Below are 14,849 nucleotides of genomic sequence, written 5' to 3' on the forward strand. Positions count from 1 at the left end.
CGTCAGGCGCGGCGCAGGCTCAGGCGCAACCCGCCCTCGGGCAACGCCGCCTCCTCGACGGCAGCGCTCCGGCCCAGATCGGTGTCGCCGCCGAGCTCGAGTGTGACCGCCAGGATCTCGGCGGCCAGCCAGTCGCGATGTGGGATCAGCTGTGCGACGAGGGTGGGCGCACCGTCGATTGACGCGTCCACGCGATCGCTCACCTCGAGCCCCGCCGTCTTGCGCAGCCCCTGGAGCCGATGCGCCACCTCGCGCGCAAGCCCCTCGGCCTGCAGCTCGGGCGTCAGATGCGTGTCGAGCGCGACCAGCAGGTCGCCCGCCTCCGCGACCTCGTGGCCGGGTCGTGCGCGCGCCGTCAGCTCGAATTCGTCGGGAGCCAGCGAGACCCCGCCCGCCTCCGCTCCCCCGCCCTCGAGGAGCCGCCAGTCGCCGGTCCTGGCCGCGGCCAGGACCCTTCCCACGTCGGCGCCGTGGCGCGGGCCGATCACCGGCAGGAGCGGATAGAGCGTGCGCTCCACGAGCTCCGACGCGTCGGTAAGCACCTCGAGCGACTTGGCGTTGAGCTCGTCGAGGATCTCGGCCTGCAGCTCTGCCGCGGTGGCCGAGTCCGGGCTCAATTGCCCATTGGCCGACGCGGGCAGCTTGACGCGCACGCTCGCCAGCGGCTGGCGTGTCTTGAGCCCCGAAGCCGCCCTGGCGGTGCGGCCCAGCGACACGACCTCGCGCGCCAGCGAGACGGCAGCGTCGATGTCGGGCTGCGACCGGCCGGGGACGCGATCGGGGTAGTCGGTGAGGTGGACGCTGTCGGTCGCGGCCGGGTCGACGGCGACCACCAGGTTGCCCCACATCGCATCGGCCAGGTGGGGCACGAACGGCGCGAGCAGACGGGCGACGGTGGCCAGCACCTCGTGCAGCGTGGCGTACGCCGCGCGCTTGTCGTCGTCCAGCTCGCCCTTCCAGAAGCGCCGGCGATTGCGCCTCACGTACCAGTTGGAGAGGTCCTCGACGAAGCCCTCGATCGCTCGCGCGGCGCGAGCAGCGTCATGGGTGTCCAGCGCGCGGCGCACGTCGCCGACCACCGCGTCCAGCCGCGACAGGACCCATCGGTCCAGCAGGGTGCGCGCCGACTCCGACGCCACATCGGCCTGCGGGGGGGTCCAGCCATCGAGCCGCGCATAGGTGACCAGGAATCCGTAGGTATTCCAGAGGGGCAGGAAGAAGCGGCGCACGACCTCGTGACCGGGGCCGTACCCAAAGTTCAGGTTGACGGCCGGGTTGGCGGCCGAGTACATCCAGCGCATCACATCGGCGCCGATCTGCTCCGCCGCCTCGTCGAAGGGAATGGCGTTCCCACGGCTCTTGTGCATCTCCTCGCCATGCTCGTCCAGAACGGTGGCGTACCCGAAGATCGTTCGGGTCATCGGGGCGCCGGCCAGGACGGTCGACATCGTCAGCAGGGCGTAGAACCAGTTGCGGAACTGGCCGGGAAAGGCCTCGACCAGGAAGTCGGCCGGGAACCACTCCGCCCAGTAGTCGCGATCGGTGTTCCAGCGCAGCGTGCTGAAGCCCACGATCCCGGCGTCGAGCCACGGGTTGCCGACGTCGCCGATCCGCCGCGAGCGCCCGCCGCACGATGGGCAGTCGATCTCGACCATGTCGATGAATGGCTTGTGCGGCGAGTGCCCAGCGAACGCCTCCCAGCCGGCCACCGCCCGCTGCTCGAGCTCGTCGCGCGACCCGATCACCTCCCAGGCCGCGCAGTCGGCGCATTCCCAGATCGGCAGCGCCAACCCGTAGTAGCGCTTCTTGCTGATCATCCAGTCGCTCATGTTTCGCAGCCAGTCCAGCTCGCGCTCCTCCAGGCCGATCCCCGGCGGGAGCCAGGAGATCTGGCGCGTCACCGCGCCGATCGGCTCACGGAGCGGGTCCATCGCGATGAACCACTCATCCACCAGGCGAAAGACGAGCTGTGTCCCGCAGCGCCAGCAGACCGGGTAGTGGTGCAGGTAGCGCTCGCGGCTCACCAGCAGGCCCTTGCGCTCGAGGTCGGTTGCCACGTCGGTGGCGAGATCCGCCGCGGGGTCCTCGGTGGCACCGGCGAAGCGACCCGTCTGCCAGCCATAGCCGTCACGGAAGATGCCGAACTCGTCGATCGGATCGAGGACCGCCAGCCCGTCGCGCTTGGCCAGGGCGAAGTCCTCCTGCCCGCAGGCAGGGGCGATGTGCACGATGCCGGTTCCCTCTTCGTCCGAGACCTCGGTCCACTCGATCACGCGGTGCTCGATGCCCGACTGGATCGGCAGCTCGTCGAATGGGCCGGCATAGGCCAGCCCGATCAGCTCGCGACCCTTCGCCTCGCGAGCGATGGTCGCATCGGGCATGACCCGGGGCTGCGAGCCGTGCGAGATCCACGAACGCCGCCCGTCGCTGCCCTCGACCAGCACGTAGGTGAGCTCCGGATGAACCGCTGCCGCCACGTTGCTGGAGAGGGTCCAGGGGGTCGTGGTCCATACCAGGAGGTCCTCGCCGTCGTGGCCGGGGCTGGTGATCGGCAGCCGGATCGTGAGCGACAGGTGCCGGATCTCACGGTAGCCCTCGGTCGCGATCTCCATGTTCGAGAGCCCGGTGCCGCAGCGCGGGCACCACGGCATCACGTCGTGGCCCTTATAGATCAGGCCCCGTGCGTGGCATTCCTTCAGGAAGGCCCAGATCGTGTAGTTGTTCTCGTCGCTGTTGGTGAAGTAGCTGTGCTCCCAGTCCATCCACATGCCGAGCCGCTTGCTCTGCTCGGTCTGGAGGGCCGCGAAGGTGTTGACCCGCTCCTTGCACAGCTCCACGAAGCGGTCGATCCCGAACTCCTCGATCTGGCGCTTGTTGTTGAAGCCGAGCTGCTTCTCGACGTCGACCTCGATCCACAAGCCCTGGCAGTCGAACCCGTTCTGGTAGCGCTGCCGCTCGCCGAGCATGGTGTGGTAGCGCTGGTAGAGGTCTTTGTAGGTGCGGCCCCAGGCGTGGTGCACACCCATCGGGCCGTTGGCCGTGATCGGGCCGTCCAGGAAGCTGAAGCGACGCTCCGCCCGCTCGTTGCGCGCGAGGTAGCGCTCCATCGTCCGCCGCTCGCGCCAGACCTCGATCTGCTCCCGCTCGACGGCGGGGACATCCAGCTTTCCGGATACCGGTTTGAACACGACCACTCCACTCAAAAAGAAAACCCGTCCCTGATCCGGGACGGGAAGCTGACTCCCCGCGGTACCACCCGCGCTTGACCGATGCCGCCGATCGACCTCGATCCTCTCGTCGCGCCTCGCTATCGGGGGGCCGGCCCGGGAGGCGTTACCACGGCGCTCGCCGCTTGGCACCTCCGGCTCGGGAGGGATCGCCCGCCGTCTCGAGGCCGCCCGCTCACACCATCCGGGCTCGCTGCATGCTCGATCTCGACGCGAACGCTGGCTCCGTCATCGCCGTCTTCGATTGCGCGGATCGTCGCAGCGCAGCGCCCGGCTTGTCAATCTCGTTAGGCGAGGATGGTTCGAGTCAGCATGGCGAGTGCCGCCAGGCTGCTGACCATCACCAGCCCGCCGAGGCGCGGATACCAGACTCGCGCGATGAGCGCGCCGATCGCGCCGAGCGGACCGACAAGCACCAGGGCGGCCAGCAGGATCCGCGCCTCGTCGATGGGGAGCGCCGGCCGGCCGGTGACCGTGACCGCGGTCCAGGCAATGGCTGCGCCGATCAGGGGGAGCGCGATCGGAAGGGCCGCAACCACCGCCTCCGGTCCGGGCACGGACAGCCACGCGGGCCGCTGCCATTGGGCGCGCTCTCGCCGGCGCGCGACTCGTGGCGTGGCGGCGGGCGTGAAGACGGCCTCGCCTGATGCAGCGAAAACGGGTGCGGGCACCGCTTCCGGCGCGGCCGGTGCTTCGGGCACGACCTGCGCAGCCGCGCCGGCTCGCTCCGCCTCGGCGGCCACCTGGGCGGCTGCCCGCTCCGCCGCGAGCCGCTGCTCGATGAGCGTTCGCTCGATGCCCGTCAGCACGCGTGGCGCAGCGGGCGCCGGCGGCCGTGGAGCTACAGGTGGCGCCGGCGGCGCAGCCCGTCGCGCGGCCACCTCGTCCAGGCGCTCCTGGAGGCGGACGGCATGGGTCATTGCTGCCAGCAGGTCGCTCTCGACGGCGGCCGCGATCGCCAGGCGGCCGTGGTCCGTCGGCGCCACGATGAGTGGCGGGCGGCGGGAGAGACGGATCAGCTCGATCGGCTCGTCGCCCCGCAGCACGGCTGGCCCGACGGCCCAGCCCAGGGCTCCGAAGCGCGGCTGGAGCGCTGCGGCGTTCTCGCCACCGACCGCAACTCGCGTCACCGGTCCGCGCACCAGGCGGTAGCGACGCTCGCCGCCGAGCCAGTGCAGCCGCAGGACACCGGGCTCGACGAGCAGGCGATACGACGCGACGAGCGCCACCAGGTAGGCCGCGACCAGGGCGGCCAGGGCCCCAGCCCCAACCAGCGAGATGCCGCCCGGGCCGCCGAGCAGCAGCCCGCCGGTCACCGCAGCCGCTGCGATCAGCACAAAGGCGACCGGCGCCGCGAAGAGACGGACTCGATCGCGGGCGAGCCGAACGGAGGTGATCTGGGTCGTCAGCTCGGACATCGGTCAGACCTTCTCGGTGACGCGATACTCCAGGTAGCGCCCGGTCAGCAGGCGAGTCTGCGCGTCCAACGCGGGCAGATTGCTGAAGAAGATACCCACGAAGGGGAGGCCGGTCCAGCCTGCGTACACGAGCAGCTTGCGGAACCAGCCCCAGTCGGATGGCCACGGCGGCACGATTCGGTGCTCGACCCAGATCAGCACGATCAGCGCGACGAGCCCGATCGACAGCATGCTGGAGGCGTAGATCGGCAGGTTCTGGCCAAGCGTCGTCCGAGCAAAGGCCGGGTTGATAACGAGCGGCACCGCCGCGCCGAAGATCACCACGAACGGCGCGATCGCCCAGTTGATGTGCTCGCCGAAGAGGTTGAGGATGCGCCAGGCGCGCGACCAGAACGGGATCTCGCGATGCGCGATCGCGTTCTGTACCACGTACGGCAGGTCGGTGACTCCCCACGCCCAGCGGCGTGCCTGGAGGTACTGGCTGGCCAGCGAGCCCCAGTAGGTCTTGGCTCGCACCGCGTCCCCGTAGATCGGGATGAAGAGCGGCACCGCCCGGAACCGATCGCCGAACGTGAAGAAGCTCTTCCAGTAGAAGCGGCTGTCCTCGGGGATCGCATCGGTCGCCCAGTAGCCCACCTCGTGAACCATGTGCAGGGTCGTCGAATAGCTGCCGAAGCTCTGCAGCTTCTCCGGGAGCACGCTGCGCCACATCTGCAGCTGGGTGAGGACCGCCGCGAAGAGCCGCAACAGGAGCGGCGCCTCCCATATGTTGTTGTGAAAGTACGGGACCGGCTGGTAGAGCTGGGTGTCGCGATTGGGGTCGGTGACGTGCACCCAGCTCAGATAGTTGAAGTACTCGGGATGGACCCGGTAGTCGGCATCGAGGTCAGTCACCATCAGGAGGCTGGGGTCCATGCCACGCTCGCGCACGAGGAGCCGATACAGCCACCGCCCGCCGAAGGCCATCGCGCTGCTCTTGCCGACCACGATCCCCGGTTCGAGCGGGTCGAGGATGTGCAGGAAATCGGCGAAGGCCGAGGCGAATTCGGTCCGCAGCGCCTCCACGTTGGCAATTCCAGCGGCATCGGTCTCGCGCGTGATGATCGCGCAGATCTTGCGCTCGGCCGGCCAATCAGCCTCCGCCAGGGCCCGGACGGTGTGGCGCAGCTTCTCCAGCGACTCGGTGTAGGTCGGGATCAGGGCGAGGTGCGTGTAGGACCGCCAGTCCGGCAGAGCCGGATCGTCGAGTGCCTCCAGCCGTCCACGCCAGTCCGTGTCGAGCACCCTGCGGATGCGGCGGTAGGCGACGATCACCGCCCCGGAAAACCAGAGAGCGCGACAGAGCCAGTAGAAGTCGAAGCTCAGCACGAAATAGGCCACCAGCCACGGGTAGCTGAAGCTGAGCCAGATCGGGCCGATGATGACCGCCCAGCTGACCGTTCCCGGGACCATCTCTAGCAGTCGCTGCAGCCAGAGATAGCGCTCCTGTGTTCGCGCCTCGGACATGGCCCCCTCGTCTGGGTCGCCGCCGTCGTCGCGGACGGCGACGAGCGCAGCGGTCGTTAGTAGACCGGCGTCAGCCAGTCGCGGTAGGCGTCAGAGCGACCGCGCACCGCGTCGAAGTAGAGCTGGTGCAGGCGGTGCGTGATGGGGCCAACCTTGCCAGTCCCGATCTGCCGCCGGTCGACCTCGACCACCGGAGCCAGCTGGGCGCCCGTCCCGCACAGGAAGACCTCGTCGGCCATGTACAGCTCAGTGCGGTCGATGCTGCGCTCCTTGACCGGGAGGCCGAGGTCGCCGGCCATCGTGATCATGTGCTCGCGCGTGATCCCCTCCAGGATGTTGTCGCTGCCCGGGGGCGTGATCAGGGTCCCTTCGCGCACGATGAAAAGGTTCTCCGCGCTGCCCTCGCTGACGTGGCCATCGTGCGTCAGCATGATCGCCTCGTCGAAGCCGTTCATCTGTGCCTCGCTCTTGGCGAAGGCGCCGTTCACATACGAGCCGGTGATCTTGCTGCGAGCCGGGATGGCGTTGTCATCGGTCCTGCGCCAGGTGCTCACCTGGGCCCGGATCCCCGCCTCGGTGTCGATGTACTTGCCGAACGGCACCGCGAAGATGGTGAGGTCGGACTCGAGGTTGTGGAGGCGAACGCCGATGATCTCGCTCGACTTGTAGCAGATCGGTCGGATGTAGGCATCCTCGCGGAAGCCGTCTCGCCGAAGGAGCTCGACGGTGATCCCGACGAGCTCCTCTGGGGTGTGTCGCAGCTCCAGCTGGAGGAGCCTGACGGACCGATGAATCCGCTCGAAATGCGCCAGAAGGTCGAGCCCGTAGAGCTGTTCCTGCTCGGCGTTCCAATAGCAGCGGACGCCCTCGAAGACGGCCGTGCCGTAATTGAAGGCGTGGGTCATCACACTGATCTTGGCTTCGGCAAGGGGCACGAAATCCCCGCGGAAGTAGGCCCACAGACCTGCCGTGCGGTCCGCCTCGGCGGTGGCCGTGGCGGTTTGCTGCTTCAGCAACGTGACCTCCTCAGTCGCCGGGCCGCGCCCCGACGAGCGCGGACCTATCGGCGCTGGCAGTATACGGCGCCCCGCACCACGCTTGGCCGCGGTGGGCATCGGCTCACTCAGTGCCCCACCGCCGCTCCAGCCGGCAGCAGCAATGCCGCAGCCACGTATGCGAGGTAGATCGGGCCGCCGATCAGCAGCGACCAGGCGCTGAGCCGGCCGCGCCGCAGCATGACACCGAAGATGAGGAGCGTGGAGACGAAGGCGGCGCCGGCCGACGCGAACGCGAGTGCACTGCTGGCCTTGAAGGTCCACTCCGTGAACAGGATGCCCAGCACGGTGGGCAGGCAGCTCTGGAAGACCATGGCGCCGCTGATGTTGCCCATCGCCAGCGTGTCCTTGCCGGATCGCACCCAGATCACGCTGTTGAACTTCTCCGGCAGCTCTGTGGCGATCGGCGCGATGACCAGGGCCAGGATCCTTGGATCCAGCCCAATGGTGCTCGACAGGTTCTCCACCGCCCCGACGAAGACCTGGGCGCCCACGATGATCAGGGCTAGCGCGGCGATCACCTGCGTGACGATGATGCGAAGCCGTGGATGGTCGACCGCTTCGCCTGGCCCACGCCCGTGCGGAAAGACGTCGAGGTCGACGAGCGGTTCTGGGGCGCGCCTGGTCAGCCGGCTGAGGTGGAGCCGGTTGAGCTCGCTCGAGTCGCCCTCCTCCGCGGGATCGGTGAAATGGGCTCGCACGTAGACGGCATACAGGATGACAAGCCCAGCGGCGATGAGCCAGCGCCCGGCCTCCAGCTCGGGTGGCAGAAAGGCGCAGCCGATGGCAGCGGAATAGGCGACCAGGAAGTAGATCACATCTCGGCCCAGGACCCGTACGTTGATGTTCATCTGGGTCCCACGCCGTCCGTTGCGAGCAAGGAGGACGATCGCTGTTCCGGTCACGAACATCGCGAGCGTCGAGAGCATGAACGGTGCGCCGAGGATGGCGCCCACGCCGATCTCGGCCGAGTTCGGCGAACCGCCGCCGAAGATCGTCGGCCCCACGATGGCGATGACGGGGATGAGGGTCTCCGGCATCGCCGTCGCGACTGCCGCGAGCACGCTGCCGACCGCCCCCTCGGCCAGGTTCAGTCGGTGCCCGAACCACTCGATCCCGTTGGTGAACAGCTCGGCGCCGAGCAGGATGACCACCAGCGCGACGAACAGCAGAACCAGATCCATTGGCCTTCAGCCCTGTCCCTTCGATGGGCCCAAGATCGGGGTTATGGGCGCAGGTGCTGTGGTGCCACCGGCAGCAGAGCGACGTGCCTGGCGCGCTTCAGCGCCACGGTCAGCATGCGCTGGTGGCGCGCACAGGTGCCGGTCTTGCGCCGCGGCTCGATCTTCGCGCGCTCGGACAGGTAGCGACGCAGGCGGTTGACCTCCTTGTAGTCGATCGCCTCCGCCTTGTCGACGCAGAAGTTGCAGACCTTGCGCCGGCGTCGATCGCGGTAGTAGTCCGCCGTTTCGCGGCGGGAACGTGGGCTTGCCATGCTCTAGATCGCTTCCTCTCGCGTCATGTCAGCTAGAACGGGATGTCGTCGACGTCGATCGCATCGACCTCGGCAGCGGCCGGCTGTGCCGCCGCACCGCGAGGCCGGACTGCCGGTGGGGCGTCGGAAGCACCCTCGCCGAAGCCGCCACCCTCGCCGGGCTCGCGGCGCTCGAGCGACTGCACCCGGGCGAAACGGATCTCGAGCGACGTCCGCTTCTGACCGTCCTTGCCTTCCCACTCACGGGCGCGCAGCGCGCCCTCGGCGAAGACCTTGTGCCCCTTGCGCAGCCGCTCGGCGGCGCGCTCGGCGGCCTGCTCCCACAGCTCGACGCGGAACCACTGGGTCTCCTCCTGCCATTCGCCGTCGGGACCCTTGGATCGGTCATTGACGGCCACGCGCAGCTCGGCGACCGCCTTGCCGCCGGGGGTGTAGCGCAACTCGGGGTCGGCCCCAAGGTTGCCGATGATCATCATCTTGTTCAGGGTCATGGTGCTGCTCTCCTCCGACCCGCCAGGGTCATGCCTGGGCGGCTACCTCGTCTTCGTCGCCGACCCCGTCTGGGAGCTCATCGGCCAGGAGGTCGTCTGCCTCATCGAGCTCAGCGGGGATCACCTCTTCGGCGTCCAGCATGTCGTCATCGGCCCGCCCCAGAGCCTTGTCTTCGAGCACGGTCACCAAGTGACGCAGGATCTCCTCGGTGATCAGGATCCCACGTTCGATGCTGCGGACCTCGGCGGGTGCGATGTCGAAGTGGATCAGGAAGTAACTCGCCTCACGGAAGTGCTTGATGTCGTAGGCGAGGCGACGCTTGCCCCACGGCGAGACCTTGGTGAGTGCCCCGCCGGCGTTGACAATGGCACGCGTCACCTTCTCGACCGCCGCCTGGAGCTTGTCGTCCTCCAGGTCCGGCCGGAACAGGAGCATCAGTTCGTAACGGCGCATCGGCCGACCTCTCCTCTCTATGGGCTTGCGGCACCCTCGGCTTGCGCCGTGACGGGTGCGGCAGAAAGGAGCCCATCTCGCGAAACGACCTCCATCGCTGGAGGCCATCCGGAGTATACGGTTCCGGGCACCTCGTCGCAATGCGTGCGGGGTGGCACCCTATACTGGGCGACCGATTGGCTCCACCCTCGACGAGGAACCGCGTGCCGGCCAACCCGATCCTGATCTGCGCACCCAGCCCGGAGCTGCGCGCCCGCCTCGAGCAGCTGCGCGAGGCAGGCTACGTCACCACGGCCGTCGAGACGGCGGCGGATTCCGTCAACGCGCTGGGCGCAGTGCCCTTCGACCTGATCATTGCCGAGGGACTTGCCGTGTCAGGGGCGATCGGCCGCATTCGCGGCGCAACCCCGAGGCAGGTTCCGCTGATCGTCGTCTCCCCCGCCGGCGACGTGGAGGCCCGCATCGCCTTCCTCGAGGCCGGGGCCGACGACGTGATCGCCGCGAGCTTCGCAAGGACAGAGCTCGAGGCTCGCGTCGAGGCGCTCCTGATCCGGACCGGCAAGGCTCGTCCGGAGGGTGCGGCGGGGACCGGGGCTGGCACGATCGTGACCTTCTTCTCACCCAAGGGCGGGGTCGGAACGACGACGCTCGCGGTGAACTCGGCCGTGCTGCTGGCCGCCGGTCCCAACGCGATGCAGGGCCACGCCGCGCGTGTCCTGTTGATCGACCTGGACCTGCAGTTCGGCCAGGTCGCGACGCACCTGAACCTCTCACCGCGCTACGACATCGCCGACCTGTGCGGCGACGAGCAGGCACTGGCCGATCCCATCCTGGCTGCGGGCTACCTGACCCTGCACGCGTCAGGTGTCAGCGTGCTTGCCGGACCCTCGAACCCGGAGGCTGACTTCCGGGTGACCGTCGACCAGCTCGAGAAGGCGCTCCGCATCCTGCGTCCTGGATTCGACCATGTCCTGGTCGATTGCGGATCGCGCCTCGACCCCCGCACGCTGTGGATGCTCGAGCAGGCCGACACCCACGTATTCGTCATCTTCCCGGAGATCGCGGCCCTCCGCGCCTCGACGCAGATGCTCGGCTTCCTGGCGGAGACCGCGACGCTGCGGGCCACGACGCACCTCGTCGTCAACCATATCTTCCCCAAGGAGCTGCTCAAGACGCGGGACGTCGAGAACCTGCTCCGCGCCAAGCCGGTGGCCGAGATCCCGTACTCTGAGATCGACATGATCCGCGCAGTGAACGAGGGCGTGCCGGTGGTCTTCAGCCGCCCCAGCTCTCCCGCCTCGCGGGCGATCCAGGTCCTGACGGTGGCGATCGTCGGCGCCGAGTGGCGTCAACGGCCGAGTACAAAGAAGAGCCAGGCGCCCCGTCGCCGCGGGCTGCACCTCGGTCGACGCTGAGGCGGGGTTGGTGCCGGAGGAGGGATTCGAACCCCCACGCCCTTGCGGGCGGCCGGGTTTAAACCGGCCGCGTCTGCCATTCCGCCACTCCGGCCCTGGACGAGGTGGTGCGTCAGCCTAGCCGATCCGCAGGCACCAACAGCTCGGCGATCTGGATGGCGTTGAGGGCAGCGCCCTTGCGCAGGTTGTCGGCCACGCTGAACCACTCGAGCGCGTGGTCGTCATCGGGGTCCTGGCGGATGCGCCCGACGAAGCACGGGTCGCGGCCGGCAGCCTGCAACGGCGTGGGGTAGACGCCGGCTGCCGTGTCGTCGAGGACCTCCACGCCGGGGGCATCGCGCAGGATCGCGCGCGCCTCATCGGCGGAGATTGCCCGGTCGAACTCGGCGTGGACGGAGATGGCGTGGCCGATGACCGTCGGCACGCGCACGCACGTGGCCGTGACCCGGAGATCCGGCAGGCCGAGCACCTTGCGCGTCTCCTCGCCCAGCTTGACCTCCTCACCGGTGTAGCCGTTCGGGCGTACTGACCCGATGTGCGGGATGACGTTCATGGCCAGTGGATGTGCGAACACACGCCCGCAGGAGACCACATCGCGGCCCAGGCCCGTGCCCACCACGTCGGGCTGGCGCGCGGCCACCACGATCTGCTCCACGAGCTCATTGGCGCCGGCCTGCCCCGCCCCCGACGCGGCCTGGTACGACGACATGATCACGCGCCGGACACCGGCCCCACGGTGGAGGGCAGCGAGCGGCATGACCAGGGTGAGCATCGTGCAGTTCGGGCTCGCGATGATGCCCTTCGGTCGATGATGCGCCGCCTCGGGGTTGACCTCGGGCACGACGAGCGGCACGTCGGGGTCCATGCGCCAGGCGGCCGAGTTGTCGACCACGACCGCCCCGCGCGCCGCCGCAATGGGCGCCCACTCGACGGATGCCTCGTCAGGCGTGTCGAAGAGCGCCAGGTCGACGCCATCGAACGATTCCGGGCTGATGGCGACCACGGGCACTGCCCGTCCACGGTGCGTCAGCATCCGTCCCGCTGAACGCGCCGTGGCGATTGGCACCAACTCGGTGATGCCCAGGTCGCGCTCCTCGAGGATGCGCATGATCTCGCCGCCCACGGCGCCGGTGGCACCCACCACCGCCAGCTTCACGAGCCGATCTCGGGGGCGGCGGGCGCGACGGTCGTGGGTTCCTCGCGATAGATCGCGGGGTCGGCGAGCCGGAATCGATCATGGACGACCTGCACTGCACGCTCGATCTCGGCGGCGCGAACTACGCACGAGATGCGGATCGGCGAGGTGGAGATGATCTCGATGTTGATGCCGGCGTCGGCAAGCGCGTCGAACATGTCGGCGGCGACACCGGGATGCGTCTTCATGCCCGCTCCGACCAGCGACACGCGGGCGATGTCGTCGTCTGTCAGGACGTCTGACGCTCCGACGTCGATGCGCACCTGCTCCAGCGCCGCCCGCGCCCGCCGCAGGTCCTCCTTGGGAAGCGTGAAGGAGATGTCGGTATGGCCGGCGGCTGACACGTTCTGCACGATCATGTCGATGTTGACGCCGGCGTCGGCCAGCGGGCGGAAGACGCGGGCCGCGATTCCCGGTCGATCCGGCACGCCCAGGATCGTGACCTTCGCCTCTGAGGTGTCATGGGCAATCCCCGCGATGATCGCCTGCTCCATCCGTTCACCCTCCGCTGTGACCCACGTTCCCTCCGCGTCGCCGAGGGACGATCGAACGTGGATCGGAATCCCGTGATTCCGCGCCGTCTCCACGCATCGTGACATCAGCACGCGTGCCCCGCTGGTGGCCAGCTCAAGCATCTCCTCGTAGGAGACGGCGGCCAGCTTGCGAGCGTCGGGGACGACGCGTGGGTCGGCAGTGAAGACTCCGTCGACATCGGTGTAGATCTCGCAGACGTCAGCCCCCAGCGCGGCGGCCAGGGCGACGGCGGTCATGTCTGACCCGCCGCGGCCGAGCGTGGTCACGTCGTCGGTGGTCGAGACGCCCTGGAAGCCGGCCACGATGGCGATGGTGCCCGCCTCCAGCGCCTCGGCGACGCGGTTGGCGCTGACCTCGACGATCCGAGCTCGCCCGTGGGTCGCGTCGGTGATGATGCCGGCCTGCGCGCCGGTGAACGAGACCGCATCACGCCCAAGGTCGATGATGGCCATCGAGACGAGCGCCATCGAGATGCGTTCGCCGGCGGTCAGAAGCATGTCCAGCTCGCGCTCGTGCGGATCGGACGACACTTCTGCGGCAAGCCCCATCAGATCGTCGGTCGCGTCTCCCATGGCCGATACGACCACGCAGATGCGATCCCCGGCGGCCGCGGAGGCCACGACGCGTTCAGCGACGCGCTTGATCCGCTCCGCGTCGCCGATGGACGTGCCGCCGTACTTCTGGACGATGGTGGCCATGCACGGGAGGGTACGACGTTAGCCAACCCCAGGCCAGATCCTGCGCATACTGTCGGATGTGATGTCCTACGACGATCTCCTGGCCCTTGTGCGACGGTACGACGGGAAGACGCTGGAAACGCTCACTGGTAAACGATTTCGCGTCGGCATCTACCGAGATTGCGCATTCTTCACGCCTGAGTCGTCCGGGTACGGACAGAGTGATGGCCGAGCTGCTGCGGAGCGGTTCGTTGCCCGATATAACGCTATCGGCAGCCTTCGGCCGAGCGCCTATTCCCGTGTCACGCGAAATGCGTCTTACTACCTCGCGTTGATTCGGGCCGACTCCCACTAGAATCCGTCCGGGCCGCGAATACGATCAAGTGGACGTCAATCCCAGGTCACGACCGAGCAGTTTCGGAGAAGCCCGCCATGAAGGACAAGCGGAAGTCGGCCAAGAGCACGACCCCGATCTTCACGGACGAGGAACGAGCCGCGATGAGGGCGCGCGCCCAAGAGCAGAAGGCGGCCGCGCGCCGCGGCCCGCGCGCACAAAAGGCGGACGGCGAAAGCGACGTGCTGGCGAAGATCGCCGAGATGCCGGAGCCGGATCGCGCCATGGCCAAGCGGCTCCATGCGATCATCAAAGCCAGCGCGCCAGCCCTCTCGCCGAAAACCTGGTACGGGATGCCCGCGTATGCGAAGGACGGCAAGGTCGTCTGCTTCTTCACAAGCGCAGATAAGTTCAAGTCGCGGTACGCGACGTTCGGCTTCAATGACGACGCGAACCTCGACGAAGGCGCCATGTGGCCGACGTCCTTCGCGCTGAAGGAGCTCACTGCCGCCGAAGAGGCAAGGATCGCGGCGCTCGTGAAGAAAGCGGTGAGCTGATGGAGGCGACGACGGGACTCGAACCCGTGTAAACGGTTTTGCAGACCGCTCCCTGGCCACTCGGGCACGTCGCCATGCTCATCTCGCGCTGGCTGCCCCGCGAGGATTCGAACCTCGGTTCACGGATCCAAAGTCCGCTGTCCTACCACTAGACGACGGGGCAATCGCCTCGCCTCACGCTAGCAGGTCGATCGCTCCACGAGCCAGCCCGGACACAAGAATGGAGCGGAAGACGGGACTCGAACCCGCGACCCTCACCTTGGCAAGGTGATGCTCTACCAACTGAGCCACTTCCGCCCGCTCGGCCGATGATACCGCGTGGCTGGTGCCGAGGGTCAGAATCGAACTGACGACACCCGCCTCTTCAGGGCGGTGCTCTACCAACTGAGCTACCTCGGCCCGCCCCATCGATCCGCACCCTGCGGCCCGCTCGTGGTCGCGTCTCGGCTGGCGACGATAGCACAGGGTCCGATTGAGCGGCAAGCAACGGC

At 68.2% G+C, this 14,849-nt stretch carries 12 protein-coding genes and 5 tRNA genes; 2 read left to right on the forward strand and 15 right to left on the reverse strand.

Going from position 1 to position 14,849, the window contains the following annotated elements:
• Nucleotides 1-2: 2 nt before the first annotated feature.
• From ileS to rpsF, 8 genes are all read right to left on the reverse strand, one after another.
• Nucleotides 3-3,188, reverse strand: a complete 3,186-nt coding sequence (gene ileS, locus WEB29_06200) for an isoleucine--tRNA ligase (GenBank protein MEX2136542.1) — start codon at nucleotides 3,186-3,188, stop codon at nucleotides 3-5.
• A gap of 326 nt (nucleotides 3,189-3,514) precedes the next feature.
• Nucleotides 3,515-4,645 carry a hypothetical protein gene (locus WEB29_06205; GenBank protein MEX2136543.1) on the reverse strand — a complete coding sequence of 377 codons (1,131 nt, stop codon included), beginning with the start codon at nucleotides 4,643-4,645 and terminating at the stop codon, nucleotides 3,515-3,517.
• Between the two features lie 3 nt (nucleotides 4,646-4,648).
• Entirely contained in the window at nucleotides 4,649-6,151 is a 1,503-nt protein-coding gene (locus tag WEB29_06210) for a hypothetical protein (protein MEX2136544.1), read from the reverse strand.
• Nucleotides 6,152-6,207: 56 nt separating this feature from the next.
• The gene (locus WEB29_06215) at nucleotides 6,208-7,164 is read right to left on the reverse strand and encodes a branched-chain amino acid transaminase (protein ID MEX2136545.1); all 957 of its coding nucleotides are present in this window, start codon (nucleotides 7,162-7,164) and stop codon (nucleotides 6,208-6,210) included.
• Nucleotides 7,165-7,274: 110 nt separating this feature from the next.
• Nucleotides 7,275-8,390 (reverse strand): sodium:calcium antiporter, encoded by a 1,116-nt coding sequence (locus WEB29_06220; protein ID MEX2136546.1) that lies wholly within the window; start codon nucleotides 8,388-8,390, stop codon nucleotides 7,275-7,277.
• 41 nt (nucleotides 8,391-8,431) lie between these two features.
• Complete coding sequence (rpsR, locus tag WEB29_06225) at nucleotides 8,432-8,701, reverse strand: 30S ribosomal protein S18 (protein MEX2136547.1); 270 nt, start codon at nucleotides 8,699-8,701, stop codon at nucleotides 8,432-8,434.
• A 32-nt stretch (nucleotides 8,702-8,733) separates the two neighbouring features.
• The gene (gene ssb, locus WEB29_06230; GenBank protein ID MEX2136548.1) at nucleotides 8,734-9,192 is read right to left on the reverse strand and encodes a single-stranded DNA-binding protein; all 459 of its coding nucleotides are present in this window, start codon (nucleotides 9,190-9,192) and stop codon (nucleotides 8,734-8,736) included.
• A 28-nt stretch (nucleotides 9,193-9,220) separates the two neighbouring features.
• Nucleotides 9,221-9,646 carry a 30S ribosomal protein S6 gene (rpsF, locus tag WEB29_06235; protein ID MEX2136549.1) on the reverse strand — a complete coding sequence of 142 codons (426 nt, stop codon included), beginning with the start codon at nucleotides 9,644-9,646 and terminating at the stop codon, nucleotides 9,221-9,223.
• Nucleotides 9,647-9,849: 203 nt separating this feature from the next.
• On the opposite strand from rpsF, the gene WEB29_06240 reads away from it, so the two are divergent.
• Complete coding sequence (locus tag WEB29_06240; protein MEX2136550.1) at nucleotides 9,850-11,061, forward strand: AAA family ATPase; 1,212 nt, start codon at nucleotides 9,850-9,852, stop codon at nucleotides 11,059-11,061.
• Nucleotides 11,062-11,069: 8 nt separating this feature from the next.
• Here the strand turns inward: WEB29_06240 and WEB29_06245 are convergent.
• The 3 genes from WEB29_06245 to WEB29_06255 all read right to left on the reverse strand — a co-directional run bounded on the left by WEB29_06245 (nucleotide 11,070) and on the right by WEB29_06255 (nucleotide 13,488).
• Nucleotides 11,070-11,155 (reverse strand) — tRNA-Leu (locus WEB29_06245).
• A gap of 18 nt (nucleotides 11,156-11,173) precedes the next feature.
• On the reverse strand, nucleotides 11,174-12,217 hold the full coding sequence (locus WEB29_06250; GenBank protein MEX2136551.1) for an aspartate-semialdehyde dehydrogenase: 1,044 nt from the start codon (nucleotides 12,215-12,217) through the stop codon (nucleotides 11,174-11,176).
• A complete protein-coding gene (locus WEB29_06255; GenBank protein ID MEX2136552.1) occupies nucleotides 12,214-13,488 on the reverse strand; it encodes an aspartate kinase in 1,275 nt (424 codons plus the stop codon). The genes WEB29_06250 and WEB29_06255 overlap by 4 nt, the downstream gene beginning before the upstream one ends.
• Before the next feature lie 411 nt (nucleotides 13,489-13,899).
• On the opposite strand from WEB29_06255, the gene WEB29_06260 reads away from it, so the two are divergent.
• Nucleotides 13,900-14,358 carry a DUF1801 domain-containing protein gene (locus tag WEB29_06260; protein ID MEX2136553.1) on the forward strand — a complete coding sequence of 153 codons (459 nt, stop codon included), beginning with the start codon at nucleotides 13,900-13,902 and terminating at the stop codon, nucleotides 14,356-14,358.
• Here the strand turns inward: WEB29_06260 and WEB29_06265 are convergent.
• The 4 genes from WEB29_06265 to WEB29_06280 all read right to left on the reverse strand — a co-directional run bounded on the left by WEB29_06265 (nucleotide 14,359) and on the right by WEB29_06280 (nucleotide 14,757).
• Nucleotides 14,359-14,432: transfer RNA gene (locus WEB29_06265), tRNA-Cys, on the reverse strand. It lies immediately after the preceding gene.
• Between the two features lie 15 nt (nucleotides 14,433-14,447).
• Nucleotides 14,448-14,521, reverse strand: a tRNA-Gln gene (locus WEB29_06270).
• Between the two features lie 58 nt (nucleotides 14,522-14,579).
• Nucleotides 14,580-14,655 (reverse strand) — tRNA-Gly (locus tag WEB29_06275).
• Nucleotides 14,656-14,681: 26 nt separating this feature from the next.
• Nucleotides 14,682-14,757: transfer RNA gene (locus tag WEB29_06280), tRNA-Phe, on the reverse strand.
• Nucleotides 14,758-14,849 lie beyond the last annotated feature (92 nt).

It is taken from the genome of Chloroflexota bacterium, assembly GCA_040902225.1.
In the GTDB taxonomy this organism is placed as follows: domain Bacteria; phylum Chloroflexota; class Limnocylindria; order QHBO01; family QHBO01; genus CF-167.